The organism is Nostoc punctiforme PCC 73102 (genome assembly GCF_000020025.1).
GTDB classification, from domain to species: Bacteria; Cyanobacteriota; Cyanobacteriia; order Cyanobacteriales; family Nostocaceae; genus Nostoc; species Nostoc punctiforme.
Window position 1 is genome coordinate 7338210 of record NC_010628.1, and the last position, 19539, is coordinate 7357748.

19 protein-coding genes and 1 tRNA gene are annotated in these 19539 nt (G+C 42.3%); 12 read left to right on the forward strand and 8 right to left on the reverse strand.

The features are described from left to right. Nucleotides 1–205: 205 nt before the first annotated feature. Nucleotides 206–883 (forward strand): single-stranded DNA-binding protein, encoded by a 678-nt coding sequence (locus tag NPUN_RS30070; RefSeq protein WP_012412176.1) that lies wholly within the window; start codon nucleotides 206–208, stop codon nucleotides 881–883. A gap of 639 nt (nucleotides 884–1522) precedes the next feature. On the opposite strand, the gene NPUN_RS30075 is transcribed toward NPUN_RS30070, so the two are convergent. Then, nucleotides 1523–2329, reverse strand: a complete 807-nt coding sequence (locus tag NPUN_RS30075; protein ID WP_012412177.1) for a CPBP family intramembrane glutamic endopeptidase — start codon at nucleotides 2327–2329, stop codon at nucleotides 1523–1525. 238 nt (nucleotides 2330–2567) lie between these two features. Next, nucleotides 2568–3005 (reverse strand): AbrB family transcriptional regulator, encoded by a 438-nt coding sequence (locus tag NPUN_RS30085; protein WP_012412178.1) that lies wholly within the window; start codon nucleotides 3003–3005, stop codon nucleotides 2568–2570. A 1447-nt stretch (nucleotides 3006–4452) separates the two neighbouring features. Between NPUN_RS30085 and NPUN_RS30090 the strand changes: the two genes are divergently transcribed. Further along, on the forward strand, nucleotides 4453–5460 hold the full coding sequence (locus tag NPUN_RS30090; protein ID WP_193372286.1) for a succinate dehydrogenase/fumarate reductase iron-sulfur subunit: 1008 nt from the start codon (nucleotides 4453–4455) through the stop codon (nucleotides 5458–5460). Between the two features lie 70 nt (nucleotides 5461–5530). Here NPUN_RS30090 and NPUN_RS30095 read toward each other — a convergent pair whose 3' ends face one another. From NPUN_RS30095 to psbX, 4 genes are all read right to left on the reverse strand, one after another. Next, on the reverse strand, nucleotides 5531–6055 hold the full coding sequence (locus NPUN_RS30095; RefSeq protein WP_012412180.1) for a TolB family protein: 525 nt from the start codon (nucleotides 6053–6055) through the stop codon (nucleotides 5531–5533). An 87-nt stretch (nucleotides 6056–6142) separates the two neighbouring features. Then, nucleotides 6143–6703 carry a TolB family protein gene (locus tag NPUN_RS30100; protein WP_012412181.1) on the reverse strand — a complete coding sequence of 187 codons (561 nt, stop codon included), beginning with the start codon at nucleotides 6701–6703 and terminating at the stop codon, nucleotides 6143–6145. A gap of 47 nt (nucleotides 6704–6750) precedes the next feature. After that, nucleotides 6751–7665: a Ycf66 family protein gene (locus NPUN_RS30105; RefSeq protein WP_012412182.1), complete on the reverse strand. Its 915-nt coding sequence runs from the start codon at nucleotides 7663–7665 to the stop codon at nucleotides 6751–6753. Between the two features lie 248 nt (nucleotides 7666–7913). Next, a complete protein-coding gene (gene psbX, locus NPUN_RS39580) occupies nucleotides 7914–8033 on the reverse strand; it encodes a photosystem II reaction center X protein (protein WP_012412183.1) in 120 nt (39 codons plus the stop codon). Nucleotides 8034–8294: 261 nt separating this feature from the next. Between psbX and NPUN_RS30110 the strand changes: the two genes are divergently transcribed. After that, nucleotides 8295–8588: a YggT family protein gene (locus tag NPUN_RS30110; RefSeq protein WP_012412184.1), complete on the forward strand. Its 294-nt coding sequence runs from the start codon at nucleotides 8295–8297 to the stop codon at nucleotides 8586–8588. A 104-nt stretch (nucleotides 8589–8692) separates the two neighbouring features. Here NPUN_RS30110 and accC read toward each other — a convergent pair whose 3' ends face one another. Beyond that, the gene (accC, locus tag NPUN_RS30115; RefSeq protein WP_012412185.1) at nucleotides 8693–10036 is read right to left on the reverse strand and encodes an acetyl-CoA carboxylase biotin carboxylase subunit; all 1344 of its coding nucleotides are present in this window, start codon (nucleotides 10034–10036) and stop codon (nucleotides 8693–8695) included. Nucleotides 10037–10432: 396 nt separating this feature from the next. Here accC and NPUN_RS30120 point away from each other — a divergent pair. The 9 genes from NPUN_RS30120 (at nucleotide 10433) to tilS (ending at nucleotide 17628) form a co-directional block, all read left to right on the forward strand. Beyond that, a tRNA-Leu gene (locus NPUN_RS30120) sits at nucleotides 10433–10515 on the forward strand. A gap of 127 nt (nucleotides 10516–10642) precedes the next feature. Continuing rightward, nucleotides 10643–11266, forward strand: coding sequence for a chorismate lyase (locus NPUN_RS30125; protein WP_012412186.1), 624 nt, complete (start codon nucleotides 10643–10645; stop codon nucleotides 11264–11266). A gap of 6 nt (nucleotides 11267–11272) precedes the next feature. Continuing rightward, nucleotides 11273–11404: a hypothetical protein gene (locus NPUN_RS44300; protein WP_265578550.1), complete on the forward strand. Its 132-nt coding sequence runs from the start codon at nucleotides 11273–11275 to the stop codon at nucleotides 11402–11404. A gap of 91 nt (nucleotides 11405–11495) precedes the next feature. Then, a complete protein-coding gene (locus NPUN_RS30130) occupies nucleotides 11496–12059 on the forward strand; it encodes a Uma2 family endonuclease (RefSeq protein WP_012412187.1) in 564 nt (187 codons plus the stop codon). 430 nt (nucleotides 12060–12489) lie between these two features. Then, nucleotides 12490–14259: a DUF3352 domain-containing protein gene (locus NPUN_RS30135; RefSeq protein WP_012412188.1), complete on the forward strand. Its 1770-nt coding sequence runs from the start codon at nucleotides 12490–12492 to the stop codon at nucleotides 14257–14259. 149 nt (nucleotides 14260–14408) lie between these two features. Then, the gene (gene ccsB, locus NPUN_RS30140) at nucleotides 14409–15470 is read left to right on the forward strand and encodes a c-type cytochrome biogenesis protein CcsB (RefSeq protein ID WP_012412189.1); all 1062 of its coding nucleotides are present in this window, start codon (nucleotides 14409–14411) and stop codon (nucleotides 15468–15470) included. Between the two features lie 136 nt (nucleotides 15471–15606). Further along, nucleotides 15607–15915: a KGK domain-containing protein gene (locus NPUN_RS30145; protein WP_012412190.1), complete on the forward strand. Its 309-nt coding sequence runs from the start codon at nucleotides 15607–15609 to the stop codon at nucleotides 15913–15915. Between the two features lie 288 nt (nucleotides 15916–16203). Then, on the forward strand, nucleotides 16204–16557 hold the full coding sequence (locus NPUN_RS30150) for a KGK domain-containing protein (protein WP_012412191.1): 354 nt from the start codon (nucleotides 16204–16206) through the stop codon (nucleotides 16555–16557). Between the two features lie 75 nt (nucleotides 16558–16632). Beyond that, a complete protein-coding gene (tilS, locus tag NPUN_RS30155) occupies nucleotides 16633–17628 on the forward strand; it encodes a tRNA lysidine(34) synthetase TilS (protein ID WP_012412192.1) in 996 nt (331 codons plus the stop codon). Nucleotides 17629–17688: 60 nt separating this feature from the next. Here the strand turns inward: tilS and hmpF are convergent, their stop codons facing one another. Further along, nucleotides 17689–19449, reverse strand: coding sequence for a pilus motility taxis protein HmpF (hmpF, locus tag NPUN_RS30160; RefSeq protein ID WP_012412193.1), 1761 nt, complete (start codon nucleotides 19447–19449; stop codon nucleotides 17689–17691). Between the last annotated feature and the right edge of the window lie 90 nt (nucleotides 19450–19539).

Here is a 19539-nt window from a genome sequence, read left to right on the forward strand (position 1 = left end):
ATGCTCAATTTAGTCAAGCGAGGGTGGCGGACGGCATACTTAATGCTGTTCAAAGCGATCGCTTGGCTTTTATGCTAGAAAGGACTAAAAACTCAGGCATTATTAAAAAATGCAAACAATTAAACATATCTAGATATTAATTGGCGCTACATAGAAAAACCCTAACTTTTTCAATCAGTACATTTTGCAGTCAGGAGTAATTTTAATGAACAGCTGCGTTTTGATGGCGGAAATTATTAACGAGCCACAACTCCGCTATACAGCCGATAATTTGGGAGTTACGGAAATGCTGGTGCAGTTTCCCAATTCCCTGAAACCAGAAGATCCGCCAGCCACACTGAAAGTTGTCGGCTGGGGGAATTTAGCGACAGAAATTCAGCAAAACTACCACCAAGGCGATCGCGTCATTCTGGTAGGACGTTTAGGGATGAATACTGTTGCGATGGAAGGTTTTAAAGAAAAACGCGCTGAATTGACAGTGCAACAAATTCAACCTGTTGGAGGTAGTTTTAATACCGATCCATTGCCTTCAGCAACCGTAACTCCATCATTCACTGAAACTGCTCCACGACAAGCATCTTCAGCATCTCGTCCTCCCCAGAAAGAAGTTAACACTTACGAGTCACCACGTCCAGCGCCTACTCCGGCTGCAAATCCTGTTGGTGTTACTCCCCAAACGACAAGTTACGAACCCGTACCCCAGTCCACAAATTATGAGCGGACTACTTATCCAGCAGTGAAAGCGGAAGAACCCGATCCAGATGATATTCCCTTCGTGCGCTCCGTTGATTCCAAAACTGCCAAAGCAGGCTTGTTAGATTTCTATGAAATCGAAAGCCAGTGCCCGCAGTTAGGAGTCAGCCATAATTTCAAGTTTATTTAGCTTGAAATTATGGCTAACTTGTTTGCTGTGTGAATGCAATTCTCACCGCCTTGGTATCAGTTTGATACATTGCCCAGTTTAGAAAAATTGGCATCCCTAATCAGTGCATGGGCTAAAAGCTGGTAACTTAAAACCGTATTAGGAACCCCAGCGAGTATAGATATGGTTATGAGAGAAACCTGTGTCTGAATTGTCGTTATGTCGAAGTAGCCAAAAGCGGTTGATAGGCTGCAACCAAAAGGTGAGGGTGAATGGATTGCAAGAGATATCCCAAAATTAACCCGACAAAAAGCAGGAACCTAAGTCAATCGCAATAACAGCAAACAGGAACGATGTAACTCCGGTATATGTTCTCTAAAAAGTGGATTTTTAGAGAACAATATTGGATTAGAACTAAAAGATAGTAAAACATCCCTAGTCCATACCTCAAATAAGCATGAAAACCAACCTGCCGGATTTGACTTCTTAGGATTCAATGTCAGGCAATACAAGGTAGGCGAACATAACTCAAAAAGGGCTTACAAAACCTTAATAAAGCCATTCAAACACACTTGAGGAAGTTAAAGTCGCAACTAAGAGGAATGAGGGGTGCTACTCAAGATATGACTTACCCAGCCCCATAAGACATTTAACACCAAATTAAAAATACTTAGAGAAAAGCCAAATACTTATTCCAGTTCCCAGTACACAAATAATTCCTGCCAAACCCGCTAGGGGTTTTTTATTCTTACCTGTGAACCAGTCAGAGGCTTTACCTGTGTAAGTAATTAATTCTGCTGTATCTAGGGTTGCGATCGCCCATACCCATCCCGCGTGTAGTCCCAAAGCTAAACCCAAATTGTTGCGATCGGCAAAACGTGCCAACACCAACACCATTCCCATCAGCCACAATCCTGGGAGTTGTGGTGCAGTTTCACGTTGCTCCCAAACCAAATGTAGTAAGGCAAAAATCAAGCTAGAAATTGCTGCTGCTACCCAAACTGGATAATCCTGTACTAATTCAGTGAACAGAAACCCCCGAAAAACTAACTCTTCTATCCCACCGACCAACAATGCTATCAAGAAAATCGGTAGCAAGATGGGTAATAGTAACTTAAAATTCGTTTTTTCAAAATAACACCAACCTAATCCGAATTGCCCACTAAATACAATCGCTAGGCTTACCACTCCCAAAGCGAAACCTAATGCTAAAGAACCAAAATCTGAAAGATTCCCAACAAAGCCGTAATTCGAAAAAGATTTATTGGTAAGCCAACTAACTCCCCACAGAATCAGGGGAGCTAATAGGTAAAGTGACAGCAGTAATGGCATCTTTTGCTCTGGCTGCAAAGGTTTAGGGGGTTGCCAATTGAGTAATATTGCTGATACTGCTGCGACTGGCAACCAACAAACTATCCAGCAAGCAAAAAATGCCATCACTATAACTAGTGCTGGTGCATTTTGCATAAATGCTAGTAAGGCGTTGACCGAAGGCTCAAAAAAAGTTATCAAAAAAAACACGATAGACTTCTTGCACTATAGATTTCTTGCTGATTTATCAAGAATCTACTAAATTTGGCAAATTCTGCAAGGGGTCTAATCGTATTTTTTATCTGGAACAAAATTTTTTCAATAGAGTTACCAGTTTGCTGTTGAGGTAAGGACAAGTTATCATACCTGATACTTATCCCTACCATCAGCAAATTTACTCTTCGTCTTCCAAATCTTCGTCCGATTCGTCGGAGTCTATATCTGGTGAGGTTAGTTTTTTATCACTTTCACCAAGTTGAATCAAGTGAATATGCTTGTATCCCAACCTAATTTCAAATTCATCTCCAGACTTTAAGCCCATTGCTTTGGTATATGTAGCACCAATCACAATCTGACCATTTTGATGGACACTAACCCGATATGTCGGTTCGCGACCACGACCATCTTTAGGTGCTTCTGGACTTAGAGGAATTCCTCTAGCCGATAGCAAAGCGTCATAAAAATCGGTGAGATTGACACGAACCTGGTTATTCTTAGTAACAGTGTAATAGCCGCACTGTTTAGCTCTTTCTCGGCGTGGCAAAGTGGAAAGTTCTTTTACTTTCGCAAGTAGTGCTTTTCCGGTTAATGGCGCGGTTGCAGTTTCAGTCATTATGCTCAAATTTTCCTTACTCTCTCCAAGCTGATAAACGATGTAGTCTCATGCCAGCATTTGGCTTTTTAGCATGTGCATAGAGCTACTTAGGACTCTAGTGTTACGGGTGAATCACTGCCGATAGGAGACAAAAGCACTTCATATTATGGTTGTCTACAACCAATTAGAGGTCATAGTTGCCATAGAAATTAATTTTGCTGATTTCACGGCACTTTTAACCATTATTCGCCATCAGAAATGAAATTATTTTCTCTTTTGGCGCTACTGTAGCGGTGTAACTTTCAGCCACCTTTACAAATGGGGTTGGCTCTACTCCAAATAAGTCGTAGACCCAATAAATCGCAGGTTTTTCACTTTCAGTGCTTGCCCTTCTCGCTAATGAGTAGGTAGAGTTTTCTCTACTTATCCTCTCAAGCTTAGGACAGCATAGTATTTCAATAGAGTCCTACGGGCTTATGCCCTATTGTCCTGCCAGTAGAGACACGAATTTTCTTGTCTCTACATTACGAATCAACAAAGCAGTAGTAGCCGCGCTGATACGGCTATTGATTCTGGTTTTGTGAGTTCGTAATTTTATATTAAATACTAGCATGGACTAATAATAGCAAAATAGTTGTTTAATTTTGAATTAAAGTTGCTGGTAAATTTTTATTTAAATTTCTGGACTTAAAGGTTGGAAAAAGCCGTGACGATTTTCCTAACCCTTTATTGCATTATAAAAATTTATCTAATTTAGATGAGCAGTTTTGACCAATGAGTTAAATCCAAGATTTTCTTGATTGAGAGGATGCAAAAATCTCAAAGTCTCGCCTATCCGGGATTCTCCGATGCGTTAGACTTTTATTTGAAAGTGGTGAGGGTTTTTCCTGGGTTTATTACCGTAAGCTCAAAAGCGGTCAGAGAATTTTCTACGTCTGTCTATGGGAAGAATAAATCTCTTAACATCCGCCTAGCGCTTAATTGTCACTACTATATATTGAAGATGTGCTTTTACACTTCTATATAATCAAAAAATCCTCTCAAGCGTTAGTAAAGGCGGAATTTTTCAGCTAGGATTGCTTGACTCAAGCTGATATGAAGACCTGTTACTAACGGTAACTGCATTTACCTTGGATGCGATCGCTAGACCAAAGATAAACCTGAGTCCCTTTCTAAGTAAAGCCCTTTCGTTTACATTCTCAAACGACTAAATTCAATGTCAAGCGACCATTACATTTTTGGCGTTTTATCTCAGAATTTGACACAAATATTGCCTACAGCGCTGCTAAAAGTAAAATTTTAATGGTTATCCTTAAACTAGAATCAGTTTCCCTTTAATCGTCAGCCTATTAACACCAGGTTTTGAATTGAGGGCAAAAAAGTATAGCTCACTTTTCGTAACTACCTGCTTTAACTCATGATTGTTAAGGCTGGTGAAGCAATTTTAAAATTTTGGTTAGTAGTCATGGAAGTTATTTTTAAGGTCATCCGACAGCAACAAAATTCCTCCCCTATTGTGCAAACCTATCTTGTAGAGGCAGAACCAGGTAATACAATCCTGGATTGTCTCAATCATATTAAGTGGGAGCAAGATGGAACGTTGGCATTTCGCAAAAATTGCCGTAATACCATTTGTGGTAGCTGTGCTATGCGAATTAATGGGCGTTCGGCTTTAGCTTGCAAGGAAAATGTTGGCAGTGAACTTGCTAGATTACAACAAATACCATCATCCCAAAGTAAAGTAAATGTCATTCCTGAAATCACGATCGCACCTCTCGGTAATATGCCCGTGATTAAAGATTTGGTTGTAGATATGAGCAGTTTCTGGAATAATTTAGAGGCAGTTGCTCCTTATGTGAGTACGGCAGCACGACAAGTACCAGAAAGAGAGTTTTTACAAACACCACAAGAGCGATCGCGCCTCGATCAAACTGGCAACTGTATTATGTGTGGTGCATGTTACTCTGAATGCAACGCCCGTGAAGTTGATCCAAACTTTGTTGGTCCCCATGCCCTTGCCAAAGCTTACCGAATGGTAGCTGATTCCCGCGATAGCGACACTGAAAATCGTTTAGCAAGCTACAACGAAGGTACTAAAGGCGTATGGGGTTGCACTCGTTGTTTATATTGCGATTCAGTTTGTCCAATGGAAGTTGCACCATTAGAACAAATCACCAAAATTAAACAAGAAATTCTCACCCATAAAGAAGCCAGCGATAGTCGCTCAATTCGTCACCGGAAAGTATTGGTGGATTTAGTTAAAGAAGGTGGTTGGATTGATGAACGTCAATTTGGTTTACAAGTTGTTGGTAACTACTTTAAGGATTTAAGAGGATTACTCAGTCTTGCACCCCTCGGTTTGCGGATGCTCCTGCGAGGTAAGTTTCCCCTATCCTTTGAACCTTCAGAGGGGACAGAACAAGTGCGATCGCTCATTGAATCTGTGCAACAAGTTGAAGGGAATAGGCAATAGGGAATAGGCAATAGGGAATAGGGAATAGGGAATTTTCTTTCACCACTCCCTACTCCCCACTCTCCATTCTTCAACGCGGTTCTTGAGGTATATTCAACGGTCGCCCATAACGGTCATATACTAAAACATCCCACTGCCCATTGTTACTAGACTCAAAAGCAATCCTGCTACCATCAGCGCTAATTGTAGGGTTGCGGACTTCAGCTTGTAGGTTACTAGTCAAATTTCGTGATTGGCGTGTTTCCCGCTCGTAGAGAAAAATAGCCGATCGCCCCTGGCGGCTAGCCGCAAACACAATATAACGACCATCTTGTGAAACGCTAGGATGATTTGCGATCGCATCAAAGGAATTTAAACCCAGCAAATCAACCAAATCACGAGTCACTGTATCAAACATATAAACATCTTGGCTACCGCGTCGGTCAGTAATAAAAACAATGTATCTTCCAGAAATTTGGGGGTTTAATTCTGACGCTAAACTATTGAGACTCCGACCCCCCGGATCAAAGGGATAACTCAAAAGGCGAGGGTAGCCAAAACACCCAGTTAATAAACTTAAGCAGAAAAATACAGGTATAAAAAAAACACGTTTCATATAATTAGTTATTAGTCATTAGTCAATAGTCTCACAACTACTAACTTCTAACTGTTGTACAGACGCGATTAATCGCAGCTCCAACTCTTACGGAGGTGAACCTACGGTTGCACCATTAGGAATATCTAACTCAATATTTGGCCCTCGGTCTAGGACTTCAATATCCCACTGACCACGGCTAGCGGTTTCAAAGACAACATAACGTCCATCTGGACTAATATTTGGTTTTCTGATCCAGCCGCGATAGGTTGGTGTAACGATTTGCGACTGTTGTGTAGCGCGATCGTAAAGTGCCACCACTGGTCTACCTTGGTCACTAGTAAGATAAGCAATATAACGCCCGGTGTAGCTCAAGCTAGGACTTTCAGCAATTGTCTCTGCTCGGTTTATGCCCGGTGTGCCAATAAACTGTTGCCTCTCCAAATCGAAAACCAATAGCTGTTGATTACCATTCCGATTAGATACAAACGCTAAAAAGCGCCCATTTCCACTCAAAGCAGGTTGCTCTTCGGTGTAGCGACTGTTGAGGGAAGTAGGCCCTATGGGAATATTGTTAGAACCACAAGATGCAAGCAAACTTGTTAAACCAAAAACCAGGCTCCAATGAATTGGTCTTTGGAGCCAAAATGTAGGCGTAAATTTTTCCACCTCAACTGTTTTCCGTTGCCTTTAAACCTATTTCCACGCCAACTGTTTTAAACATCGTCATCAAAATCAGTCGAATTATCTGGCCCCTGATTTGGCTTTTCAATCGGGTTATACGGTACATAATCAGTTGGGATCGCCTCATCATCTTCGCGCGGTCTTCGAGAAGCTGAGTCTGTGGGTGGACGACGCCTTCTTGGTCTAGGAGCAACATCATCTTCCCGGCTTTCTGGACGTTGAGTACCGTTATTATTACGGCGAGAAGGTTTTCTGACTTCCCCTCCCGAACTTTCCCAATCATCAACTTGCCTAGATGAACCCCAATTTTCATCTTCAGAGGTTTCAGAAGGGCGATTCACAGGACGGCCAGAAGTCCGCCGCCGCGTTCTGTCAGTTGGAGCCTGTCTTTCATTACTGCTGCTGTTGCGGCGTTCCGAACGACGGGGTGGTTGCTCTTCGTAGTAGTTATCACGAGTGGAAATTTCATCCCTGCTACCCCGAATCCGGGCACGCACGGGGCGTTCCTCCTCGTCTTCATAAGGCAATGGATCTAAGTCTGCATCCATTTCAGCTTGATACTTTCTGCGATCGTTGTAGGAATAGCGATCGCTAACCGGTCGATCTTCGTCCACAATCGGAGTGTTACGCTTTGCTTGCTGGGTAGCTATACTCCGCAGGCGAATACTTTCAACTGCAAAAAATACAGTTGTGCCAACTAAAAGCAGTTGACCAAATTGCAGAATCGGGTCTAGCCGCCATCCTTGAAACACGAGAATAAAGCCGCAGAGCAAACCAACTGCCGCAAAAAAGATATCTTGATCCCGTGACAATTCTGGACGCACAGTGCGGAGAAAATACAGTGCTGCCCCAGCCACAGCCAGGAAAATTCCTAGAATACTGGCTGAATTTGCCCCAAAATTTACCTGAGCCAGAAAACTGGCTGAGTTCAGCCCAAAATTTATCATTGCTGTTTTCCCAATATCAAATCTATGTTAACGAGTCACAATTAAAATCACTACTGTAATTAGGCACGATAAATATTGAAGCTTCAAAGCCTCTGGCAAAGAAGCTCTGAAGCTGTTCACCGAAAAATAAAAAAGCCCTATGTCTGTTAGCTACAACTGCTTCTAGCCGCAAATACTGCTGCTTGTAGTGCAATTATAAATAGCTGACAGACAATCGGTTATGAGAGTTAAATTAACTCTCATAAGCATTATGAACGCTGAATTTTATCTTTTTGGCTAATGAAAATTAGACCAACTGTAACGGGTATTACAACAATTGCAGTACCCCATAGCAGGCTCCAAAGAAAATTTGCTAAAGAAGGCGTCATACTTCTAAACCTTTTTTTACACACTTCATCCTAATTTTAATAGTGTATTACTTTCTTGAGAAGCCTCTAACTCGGAACTGCTAAACTTGGTAAATGCTGTGAGCGAGTTTACTTTTTTATTCCAGAAGAAAGTCACAGCATTTGGTTAAAATGATGATGAGAGTGCTTTACAAAGCTTAAAGTTTTTGTGGCGTTAGCGAAGCGCGGCTTGCTGTTCGCCGAAGTTTTACTTTCTTTACAGATAGATAGTACCTTAAACCGATGACTGGTGTTGACCTGACTGCTTGGATTCTTGGCCCTGTATTAGGGGTGATGACATTTTTATTTATATTTCGGATCATTCTCACTTGGTATCCGCAAGTGAATCTGAATCGTCTGCCCTTTAACTTAATAGCTTGGCCTACCGAACCATTTTTAGTGCCATTGCGAAAACTGGTACAACCTATAGGCGGAGTGGACATTACACCTATTATTTGGGTTGGTATCTTCAGCCTGCTACGAGAAATATTACTAGGTCAGCAAGGATTGCTGACTATGATATCTCGTGCGAATTAGGGAATTGGGGATTGGGAATGGGGCATTTGGAATCGGAGAGAAGTAAAAATTACCTCTTTCCCCTCTGCTCCCCTCTCCCCGCCCTATAGCCAATCCCCAGTCCCTTACCCGTTCATCTCCTGGACAAAATTTGTATAGACATTACCCTGCAAAAATTGTGGAGTTTCCATGATTTTTTGATGAAACCCAATAGTGGTAGGCAGTCCAGTAATTGCACATTCCCGGAGTGCGCGTTTCATGCGGTTAATAGCAGTGGGTCGGTCTGGGGCCCAAACAATTAACTTGCCGATTAAGGAATCGTAGTAAGGCGGGATTTGGTAATCGGTGTAAACGTGAGAATCAATCCTAACACCAGGGCCTCCAGGGGGGAGATAGCCACTAATCCGTCCAGGAGAAGGGCGAAAGTCATGATCTGGGTCTTCAGCGTTGATTCGGCACTCAATTGAATGGCCCCGCAAAACTACTTGCTCTTGAGAAAGCTTGAGTCTTTCTCCTTGGGCAATCCGAATTTGTTCAACAACTAAGTCTATTCCAGTAACCATCTCTGTTACAGGATGTTCTACTTGAATCCGGGTGTTCATTTCCATAAAGTAGAATTTACCGGATCTATCCAAGAGAAACTCGATAGTACCTGCCCCACTGTAATTAATGAATTGGGCAGCTTTGACAGCAGCTTGTCCCATTTTCTCACGCAGGTCTTCATCAAGAGCCGGACTGGGGGATTCTTCTAGTAACTTTTGGTTTCGGCGCTGAATTGAGCAATCTCGTTCGCCCAAGTGGATGACATTACCGTAGTTATCCGCCAAAATTTGAAATTCGATGTGGCGGGGACGTTCAATAAATTTTTCGATGTAAACGCCAGAATTACCAAAAGCTGCTCCTGCTTCCCCTTGCGCTGCCAAGAAAAGTTTGACAAATTCATCTTCAGAACGGACTAGGCGCATACCTCGCCCACCGCCACCTGCTGTGGCTTTAATCATCACTGGATAGCCGATTTCCTTGGCAAATTTTAATCCTTCTTCCTCGGATTCTACTAACCCCTCACTACCTGGTACTGTCGGGACTCCAGCTTTTTGCATGGTTTCTTTGGCAGTGGATTTATCGCCCATCAGCTTGATAGCTTCTGGAGTTGGGCCGATAAAAGCAATATGATGGTCGGCACAGATTTCCGCAAACCGGGCATTTTCTGCCAAAAAGCCATAACCTGGGTGAATAGCAGTCGCATTGCGCGTCAATGCGGCAGCAATAATATTGGGAATATTCAAATAACTTTTACTGCTAGCAGGTTCGCCAATGCAAACCGCTTCATCAGCAAGTTGGACGTGGAGAGCATTCCGGTCAACGGTGGAGTGAACCGCGACTGTCGCAATTCCCATTTCTTCACAGGCGCGGAGAATGCGAAGGGCGATTTCTCCCCGATTGGCAATTAATATTTTGTCAAACTTCATTTTTTAGTTTCGATATCATTACCAGTAGATTCACATTTTCTCTGATCCAACTTGAAACGACGCTTCCGCATTATTTCAAATTATCACAGGAGATTCGCCACCCTGACTCTAAGCAAACTCGCATATTGCAGGCTTGCTGCTTCTAAGGGTTTTACTACACTAACAACATTGCTGCTGTAAGTCTTGGCTAGCTTACCAAACTGGGTTTTTGCGATACGCCATCGCACCGTTTCTCCCACAGTCGCTCTACCCTTTTTAATATCACTTGTGCAGATGCCAAATTTCTGTCAGTCTGATACCGCCTTGAAGAAATTTATATTTTTGAGAAATATAACTTTAGATATCACCTTACTATAATTATTTTCTTATGCTATAGTCTATCTTTAGACAAGCCGTGCGGATGTGGCGGAATTGGTATACGCGCACGCTTGAGGTGCGTGTGGGCTATGCCCTTGCGAGTTCGAGTCTCACCATCCGCATATTTTGTTGATTAGTCAAGGGTCAATAGTCAATGGTCAATAGACCTGAGACTGTTGACCCTTAAATCTTGGTATAGCTCTGGTTTTTTATGCTTTTATAGAGATACGTGAAGTTTTGTAAAAAGCATTGAGTATTACTTTTACGCCGACAAACAACTTAACACAGCCAGCAGCTTGGCATCGCCTCACTCCGATTTGGCAAGGAGGGGAGGAAGTAATTCAAAAAAGTTTACCTCACACTCAGCTAGCACCTGCTTGGCAGCTCATGCTTTTGGGTGACGGCTCTCCAACACGTCACCTAGAATTGCTTACAGGCGAGCCTGTAGAAGTAGATGTCATTGATATGTCATTGATTGGCATGGATTTGGATGCCGCACCTGATTTAATCCAAGCTGTTCCAGGGCCGCGACTACGGCGACAAGTGTGGCTGCGGACTGCTTCTGGTCAACGATTAGCTTATGCTACCTCGTGGTGGGAAGCCAGTCATGTAGATGAGTATTTGCAAAATCGTTCATTACCAATTTGGGCAAGTTTAGCTCGTCTCCGCACAGAGTTATATCGGGATGTTCGAGGGATTTACTATGGTGACTCATCGGCGCTAGAGTCTGGTTTTGACGTAACTGGGCCTTTTTGGGGTCGCCACTACTTGTTTTGGCATCATGGACAGCCACTAACCTTAATTTATGAAGTTTTTTCGCCTTATTTAACTAAATATTTGGGAGCGATGCAATTGAATTCCCAAAATCGGTAAAAAGCCATGATGTGGTGCGATGGCGTAGGCGATGTCTACGACGGGCTGCGCCTACGCTATCGAGCAAAACCAAGTAGCCGAAATTGTACAGTTAAACATCAAATAACATTGAATTATTGTTGCAGCGATCGCCTCTGATAGTAGTGCTGTTAAATTAGTGAGTTTTCGGTAATGATTTGCCGTTGTTAGTCCTACTGATGTTCACAAGAAAGGCATGAGGAAAGGTTTAATGAATACTGTTGTGCTAAATCTAGAACCGATTGCTCATTTAAGCGATGAGCAATTTTATCAATTGTGTGTTGCCAATCGTGATTTAAGCCTGGAAATGAATGCAGCCGGAGAATTAATAATTATGCCACCAGTCGGAGGAGAAACCGGGAATCAAGAAGCTGGACTGATCGCTGATTTAGAAATTTGGAATCGTCAAGCTAAATTAGGGAAAGTTTTTAGTTCTTCAACTATCTTTATACTTCCAAATGGTGCAAAACGTTCTCCTGATGCCGCTTGGATAAAATTGGAGCGATGGGAAGCTTTAACACCAGAACAACGAAAAAAATTCCCGCCACTTGTACCCGACTTTTTGATTGAACTGCGTTCGGAAACAGACCGGCTGTCACAGATTCAAGAGAAAATGCAGGAATATATCAAAAATGGTCTGCGTTTGGGTTGGCTGATTAATCCTCAAGATCGTCAAGTTGAAATTTACCGACTTTTGAAAGCTGTCGAAGTTGTGCAAATGCCGGCGATTGTTTCTGGAGAGGATATATTACCTGGATTTGAATTGCAATTATAGGTTGTCCCAAAAAATATTGCAGTCATTATGTGGTGCGATGGCGTATCCGCCCATCGTAGGCGATGTCTACGACGGGCTACGCCTACGCTACCGAGCAATGCCAAATAGCTGAAATTCACTTGCAGCTTTGTCCAGTTAGTTATACTCTCTAATTGCTTGGAATCACAGATTTACTTGCGGAAATCTCCCGAATGAGGCATTAATCTTACCGAAACGTCCTACGAAATTCAACAAACCGTGTTAAAAATGGTAACTGAATCAAAAACACGGCTTTTGAAAGACTAGGGAAGATTGATTACGGAAGTATCATCAACATTTAGGGTGGAAAATTTAATGTAATTAGCTGTCCTAAAGAATGGTTAAACCAGTTGGTGTACTTAACTAATCAAGCAAGTAATAATAAGTTTGCAAGTATAAGGTATAGGTTTCGATGGCACCGCCTCTTGTGTCTGTTCCAATGAAGAAAAATAAGAAACCCTCTCTGGTGCTGACGCTCTCGGCTGCTGGGCTATTAATTGGTGCAGGGAGTGTTGCATACTGGTTGTTAAGCCAGAGACAAATATCTTCTGGCGATTTGCTCGTAGGTGCAAATATTATTCCTGGTGATGCACTGTTTGCGGTTTCTCTGACAACAGATCCCCAGCAGTGGCAGAAATTGCGGGAGTTTGGGACAAAAGAAACCCAAGCAGAACTAGACAGAAATTTAGTAGAATTGCGCGATCGCTTTCTCACTAATAATGGTTATGACTTCCAGAAAGATATCGCCCCTTGGGTAGGCAATGACGTTACAATCGCAATTCTTGCCCCAGCGACAGCAAGCAAAGCTGTACCCAAACCAGTTACCACTAATGAAGATGCTGCCAGCGATCAGCAGTCGATGGTAATGGTATTACCAGTAAAAAATCCAGAAATCGCCAAAAACATTTTGGCACAACCCAAAACCCTTAAACAAGGTAAATGGATTGACCGTATTTATCAAGGGATCGCCATCAAACAAAGTGAAGGGCAAACAGGGGAAAACTTATCAGCAGCATTAATAGATGGGCGTTTTTTAGTCATAACTGATAGTCCCAAAGCCACAGAACGAGCGATCGATGCCTACAAAAATCAAACATCCCTGGCGACAACAGGGGGCTTTGCTGAGAATTTTCCGAAAATTTCCAATTATCAACGCTTTGGCCAGTTTTACGTCAATGTGCCAACAGCAGCTAAAATAGCCGCAGCTTCTCCAAACCGGCCTTTACCCGCTCAAGTTTTAGCTCAACTGCAAAATAACCAAGGTTTAGCAGGGACAATGACTTTAGAGGCAGAAGGAATCCGCTTCAAGGGCGTTTCTTGGCTAAATCCTAATAGTCAACGCGTGCTGGCGGTGGAAAATAAAGCTGGGAAAATGCAAAGTCGCGTACCAGCAGAAACCTTAATGATGCTTTCGGGAGGAAACTTACAGAGGTTGTGGGGAGATTACGTTTTAACATCTCAAGGAAATCCCCTCTCACCGATCGCACCAGAACAACTCAAAGGTGGGATAAAATCTCTTACCACTCTAGATTTAGATAAGGATTTGCTCAGTTGGATGAAAGGCGAGTTTTCCTTATCAGTGATTCCTAATACTCCCAAAGAAGGTTCACCAAATGATTTTCGTGCGGGTTTGGTGTTCATGGTACAGGCCAGCAATGCCTACGGCGGGCAAAGCCTACGCAATTCAGCCGAAGCATCCATAAAACAATTGGATGATGTGATGAGAAATCAATACCAATTCCAAGTGCAACCTGCAAAAGTTGCAGGGCAACCTGTTGTCAACTGGGTTTCACCTTATGGTACTTTAACTGCCACCCACGGTTGGTTAGATGGAGATGTGGCCTTTTTAGTAGTGGGCGCTCCCATCACTGATAAAATTGTTCCCAAGCCCAACAACACACTAGCTAGCACGATCCCATTCCAACAAACAGTTCCTACAGAACCAAATCCAACAAATGGTCAATTTTTTCTGGATGTGGAACGAACTGTGAACAATTTCCCTTTACCAACTCTAATTCCCAATCAACAAACTTTGCTAGCTGCAACACGCTCAATTGGGATGACATCTGCTGTCAGCGACAGTCGTAGTAACCTCTACGACATTTTTATAGCACTTAAGAAAGTTAGTAATAGGACTCCCTTGCCTAGTCCAGAAAGCAATAAGAACAACTCTACTAGATAGGAGATTGAAAAATAGTGAGTGGAGAGACAAGGAGAATAACCGATGCCCAATGCCCTATTTCCAATTTCTCCTGTTTCATAACCCTGTAAGCATATAGGATCAGAACAGTCAGAATCCATATTTTAAATCATCCACGGAGAGAACACTTTATGAATCTGGTTGTACTCCAGAACTGGCTGGACAATGCCTCCTTTGCCATATTATTCCTAACAATGCTGGTGTATTGGGGAGGAGCGGCTTTTCCGAATCTGCCTTATCTAGCCGCTTTGGGGACAGCTGGGATGGCGATCGCTAATTTGTGCATGGCGACTCTACTAGGGGCAAGATGGATAGAAGCTGGTTACTTTCCCCTAAGTAATCTCTATGAATCCCTGTTTTTCTTAACTTGGGGAATTACTACCGTCCATCTAATTGCTGAAAGTAGTAGCCGTAGCCGCTTAGTAGGAGTTGTTACAGCTCCGGTGGCAATGTTGATCGCTGCTTTTGCGACGATGACATTACCATCCCAGATGCAAGCGTCAGAACCCCTAGTACCTGCCTTGAAGTCAAATTGGCTGATGATGCATGTCAGCGTCATGATGTTGAGTTATTCTGCTTTGATGGTGGGTGCGTTATTAGCGATCGCTTTTCTGATTGTCACTCGCGGTCAAAACATCCAACTACAAGGTAGTTCTGTCGGTACTGGTGGCTATCGCAGCAATGGCTACCGCTTGCACAAAGCAGCTGAACTAATTTCTCAACCACCAGCCCCTTCTGCTGAAAATAACGGCTTTGCTCGTTTTGAAAGTAGTAGCAACGGCAACGGTAACGCTAACACCGCCGTTTTGAATTTAGTAACTACTTCTGAACCTCAAACAGTAGCATCAGCCGAACCTCTTTCACCTCAGCGCCTTAGCCTTGCCGAAACCCTCGACAACATCAGCTATCGCATCATCGGACTCGGATTTCCCTTATTGACAATTGGTATTATTGCCGGTGGCGTTTGGGCTAACGAAGCTTGGGGTTCTTACTGGAGTTGGGACCCTAAAGAAACTTGGGCATTAATCACCTGGTTAGTATTCGCCGCCTATCTCCACGCCCGAATCACTCGCGGTTGGCAAGGCCGCCGTCCCGCAATTTTAGCCGCCACTGGCTTTGTTGTTGTTTGGATTTGCTATCTCGGTGTGAATCTTTTGGGTAAAGGTTTGCATTCTTACGGCTGGTTCTTTTAATAACCTCACCTCTAACCCTCTCCAACAACGGAGAGGGAGAAAGAAGGAGATTTAAATTTACTATTATCTCTTGGGAATTATTTCGGATGAACTGTTATATCACTAGAAAATATAGATTTAGTGATAGGACATTTTTATGGAAGATGGATTTGAGAGACTTAATCACGATGAAGTTGTGTCTATAGAACCAGACACTTTTAATAAATTAGATATTGCTAAAACTTTTAAAGTCCGTGATTTGATTACCGCAATTAAGGAATATATTGGAGCAGAGGAGACAGATGAAGTAAATTTGTATACTCAAGGATTAAATTGCGAAGTTTTGCAATTTAGTACTCAAGGATGGAAGAAAGGAAAAGTTAGACTTGCTTTAGAATTTTGTCCTGATGAATCAGAATCACCCCTTGATGAGATTTTTCAAAAGCTCAAACAAGTAGAAAAATAAAATTATTTGTAATTGATAATTTAATTATCAATTACAAATAGTTATAAGTCCTTTTTTAGAAGATGAACAATATGGTTCAGACTCCAGTTAAAAAATTAACTATTGCTTGAAAACCAATACTAAGTCCAAAAATTTACGCGCAATGACCGAATTATCTGTACGAATTTCCCCGAACTAGAACTAGCTCTTAAAGAAGTTGTAGCTGCAAGCCAAATTCCAAAACTATGAGGATTTATAATTAATTTGTCTCTCCTGGGAACTATAGATTTAGTTACAGGAGCAAGATTTATGAATAATGAATGGGAACCTCTAAATCCTGAAAAAGATGTTGTGCATTTTCACCAAGAAGTGTTTGAAAATTTACCCCGCACTCAAATAGTCTTTCAGCTTTTAAAGGAAGTAAAAAAAATTTGGGAAAAACACTGTACCTCATCAGGTTCAAGAGTATTTGACGAAGGATTTGAATGTTATGTTTTAATACCTGGTAAACAATGGCGGACAGGTAAAATTAGAATCCGCCTAGAATTTTGCCCTGATGAAGCTGAAATTGAAGAAAAACAAGAAAATAATGGCTTAGATATCAATACAGAAAGTTCTCCGCTCGATTACCTTCGGCAGCAACTCAAGGAAGGTGAAAATTAATACCCAAATCGTAATTGTCGATGTACATGATATAAGAGACAATTATCTGTGTCCGTCGGCGCTAAAAAATCCAAAATGGTATGGACTCCTCTACACGCAAAAATACATCGCACCATCCGATCGCGCCACTTATTTGAGCGCAACCAGCGACTATTAATCGCTGTCTCCGGCGGACAAGATTCTTTGTGTTTAATAAAATTACTTTTAGATTTAAAATCCAAATGGGGATGGGATTTAGGTATTGCTCACTGCGATCACCGTTGGCGTTCTGACTCCCAAGCTAATGCTAATCATGTTGAAAACTTAGCTGAAACTTGGGGTATATCTTTTTATTTAGAAACAGCGAACGAACCTATAAATAGTGAGGCTGCTGCACGCGATTGGCGCTATCAAGCTTTAAGTGCGATCGCCCAAGCAAATAATTATCAGTATATAGTTACAGGACACACCGCCAGCGATCGCGCCGAAACTCTCCTCTACAACTTAATTCGGGGTACTGGTGCTGATGGTTTACAAGCCCTGACTTGGCAACGCCCTCTGACTACAGGCATTATGCTAGTGCGCCCACTTTTAGAAGTTACTCGAATACAAACAGAGCAATTTTGTCAAGAGTTTAAATTGCCAATTTGGGAAGATTCCACCAATCAAGATTTGCAATATGCCCGCAACCGTATTCGCCAAGAGTTAATACCATATTTACGGGAAAATTTCAATCCCCAAGTAGAATCAGCCTTAGCTCAAACAGCAGAACTTCTCCAAGCAGAAGTAGAATATCTCGAAAAAGCTGCCCAGCAGTTGCGGGAAAAGGCGTTGGGTATAGGGGATGAAGAAGATTCCCTTATTCCTCTTCTTCCCTTACGGTTAAATCGTCGGGTATTGCAGAAAGCACCATTGGCACTGCAACGTCGCGTGATGCGTCAGGTTTTGCAGCAAATACTTACTGATGCAGCAAGTTTTGAACATATTGAGAAATTAACAGCTTTAATTACAGCGCCAAACCGATCGCAAACCGATCCATTTCCTGGTGGTGCGATCGCTCAAGTAGAAGGCGACTGGATTTATTTAAAATAGTTAGGAGTTAAAAGTTATGAGTTAAAAATCTTTAATTCATCACTCCTAACTCCTAACTTATTAAGACGCTAATAATTCTGGCTGAGGCATTAAACCTTGGAGGGTATGACGCATCTGTGCGATCGCTTGCACTTGATGATCGCCAGTTTCCTGGAATTTATCCAAAGATTCTGCAATTCCTTGCAGCTTTTGCCGTAAGCCATCAAGAGAATCCTGAATTGGTTGTAGTGCTTCTTGATAAAGATTCACTCGACCACAACATTCAGCAGTTGTTCTTCGCAGGGACAACAAATTTTCTTCGATCGCTTTCAGCTCTTGACGTTTTTCATCCAAATCATGGGTTTGATTATCAATCATTCCCTGATTTAGCTCAACACCAGAACGGATTTGATCGATTTCACGTTCTAGCTTTTGGATTTCCTGAGAATACTGTTGTCGCTGGGTTTCAATTTGTAACAGAACCGGTTCTAAATTGACTTTATTACCCTCTTCTTCCTCAACAACAGTATGTCCCTGTCGCCGTAGCAATACAGCTTGGTGTTGCTTGAGAAACTTCTGATGCTGTAACATATTGCGGCGTTGTCCCACCAAACTGGAGTTTAGCATCTGATAGAGGTCTTTTTCATCTGTTAATTCCAGTTCCAAATTGATGTGATCCTGGTCAGATGCTTGGCTTAATTTATTTTCCAGCTCTTCTATAGCTTCTTGTTTATATTCCAGTTCTTGTTCCTGATCGTGAACAAAGGTAGCATCTATTTCCAGTTTATGCTGCAAGTCTTGGACTATCTTTTGTAGTTCTTCTAAAGGCATTTTATCCAAAGCTTCTACATTCGCTTGCTGGCCGAGAACTACATCACCAGACGTTGCAGCTATAGAGTGAATTTGTTGATATAACTCTTCAGCGTTTCGTAACTGCTCTTTGATTATCCGGGCATACTCTTGCTTGCTAGTCAGATCAGCTGTATTTATTTGCAACTGGGCTGTTTGCTGAACTAGAGTATTCTGTGCTTCTTGCAATGCATTTTGGCGATCGCTAAATGTTTGTGACAACCGCTCCACTTCTTCTTGCTGTTGTACGATCGCTGTTTTTTGTTCTTCTAGTTTTTGCCAGTGCGGGGTAAGAGTTGCTTGCTGCTTTTCTACCAATTCAAAAGCCTTATGCAGGTGTTCTCTGACTGTTTCTGTGGGAGCTACGCGATTAGATAAGCGATCGAGTAACTCACTCATTACCCGACTTTGCTCTTCATCCAAAACTGTTCCCTGCTGGAAATCCGCTTGATGTTCCTCTAGACGGCGCTGCTCACCTCGCAAATGTTCCCAAGCGCCTTCCAATTCTAGGCGGTTGCGTTCAACTTCTGTTTTTAACCGTTCAATTTCCTGGCGGGATGTGTCAACTTCCTGTTTTTGCTGCTCCAGTTGTTGCAACTCATCCTCCATATTGTGCAACTGTTCAGAGCGTACTTCCATATCCATTTCACGGCGATTCAATTCTTGCGCCTGAAACGTTAACGACTGTTTCCACTGATCGATTTCATCTTCCTTGAGCTTAAATTTCTCCAATTGGCGGGAAAAATTCTGCAAAATGTTGACTAGTGGCCGCCCTGCTTCTTGAATCCGTTGTACTTGACGATTTGGATTCAGTTCAACCAGTACTAAAGCACCATCATTTAATTTGCTTGCGTCCTCAGCCGCAATCACTTCTTCTGACACAGTATTCCAATTCTGGTCAGTTCGCTGACAAGCTAGCAGTTTCAATTCGGTTTTGCCACCGCCACTGAGTAAACCACCTTTCTGTTTTTGTACTTCTGCTAAATACAGCACACCGTTAGTCCTTTCTTGATGCACTTAAAGTTCGTGTTTTGAGATATACCTTAAATAATTCTGTTAACTTGTCTCCCTGAAACCAGGTTT

What these genes read in the sequence shown, in the direction of transcription:
- NPUN_RS30070 (WP_012412176.1), top strand. Translation starts at nt 206, where the DNA reads ATGAACAGCTGCGTTTTGATGGCGGAAATTATTAACGAGCCACAACTC.
- NPUN_RS30075 (WP_012412177.1), bottom strand. Translation starts at nt 2,329, where the DNA reads ATGCAAAATGCACCAGCACTAGTTATAGTGATGGCATTTTTTGCTTGC.
- NPUN_RS30085 (WP_012412178.1), bottom strand. Translation starts at nt 3,005, where the DNA reads ATGACTGAAACTGCAACCGCGCCATTAACCGGAAAAGCACTACTTGCG.
- NPUN_RS30090 (WP_193372286.1), top strand. Translation starts at nt 4,453, where the DNA reads ATGGAAGTTATTTTTAAGGTCATCCGACAGCAACAAAATTCCTCCCCT.
- NPUN_RS30095 (WP_012412180.1), bottom strand. Translation starts at nt 6,055, where the DNA reads ATGAAACGTGTTTTTTTTATACCTGTATTTTTCTGCTTAAGTTTATTA.
- NPUN_RS30105 (WP_012412182.1), bottom strand. Translation starts at nt 7,665, where the DNA reads ATGATAAATTTTGGGCTGAACTCAGCCAGTTTTCTGGCTCAGGTAAAT.
- psbX (WP_012412183.1), bottom strand. Translation starts at nt 8,033, where the DNA reads ATGACGCCTTCTTTAGCAAATTTTCTTTGGAGCCTGCTATGGGGTACT.
- NPUN_RS30110 (WP_012412184.1), top strand. Translation starts at nt 8,295, where the DNA reads ATGACTGGTGTTGACCTGACTGCTTGGATTCTTGGCCCTGTATTAGGG.
- accC (WP_012412185.1), bottom strand. Translation starts at nt 10,036, where the DNA reads ATGAAGTTTGACAAAATATTAATTGCCAATCGGGGAGAAATCGCCCTT.
- NPUN_RS44300 (WP_265578550.1), top strand. Translation starts at nt 11,273, where the DNA reads ATGATGTGGTGCGATGGCGTAGGCGATGTCTACGACGGGCTGCGCCTA.
- NPUN_RS30130 (WP_012412187.1), top strand. Translation starts at nt 11,496, where the DNA reads ATGAATACTGTTGTGCTAAATCTAGAACCGATTGCTCATTTAAGCGAT.
- NPUN_RS30135 (WP_012412188.1), top strand. Translation starts at nt 12,490, where the DNA reads ATGGCACCGCCTCTTGTGTCTGTTCCAATGAAGAAAAATAAGAAACCC.
- ccsB (WP_012412189.1), top strand. Translation starts at nt 14,409, where the DNA reads ATGAATCTGGTTGTACTCCAGAACTGGCTGGACAATGCCTCCTTTGCC.
- NPUN_RS30145 (WP_012412190.1), top strand. Translation starts at nt 15,607, where the DNA reads ATGGAAGATGGATTTGAGAGACTTAATCACGATGAAGTTGTGTCTATA.
- NPUN_RS30150 (WP_012412191.1), top strand. Translation starts at nt 16,204, where the DNA reads ATGAATAATGAATGGGAACCTCTAAATCCTGAAAAAGATGTTGTGCAT.
- tilS (WP_012412192.1), top strand. Translation starts at nt 16,633, where the DNA reads ATGGTATGGACTCCTCTACACGCAAAAATACATCGCACCATCCGATCG.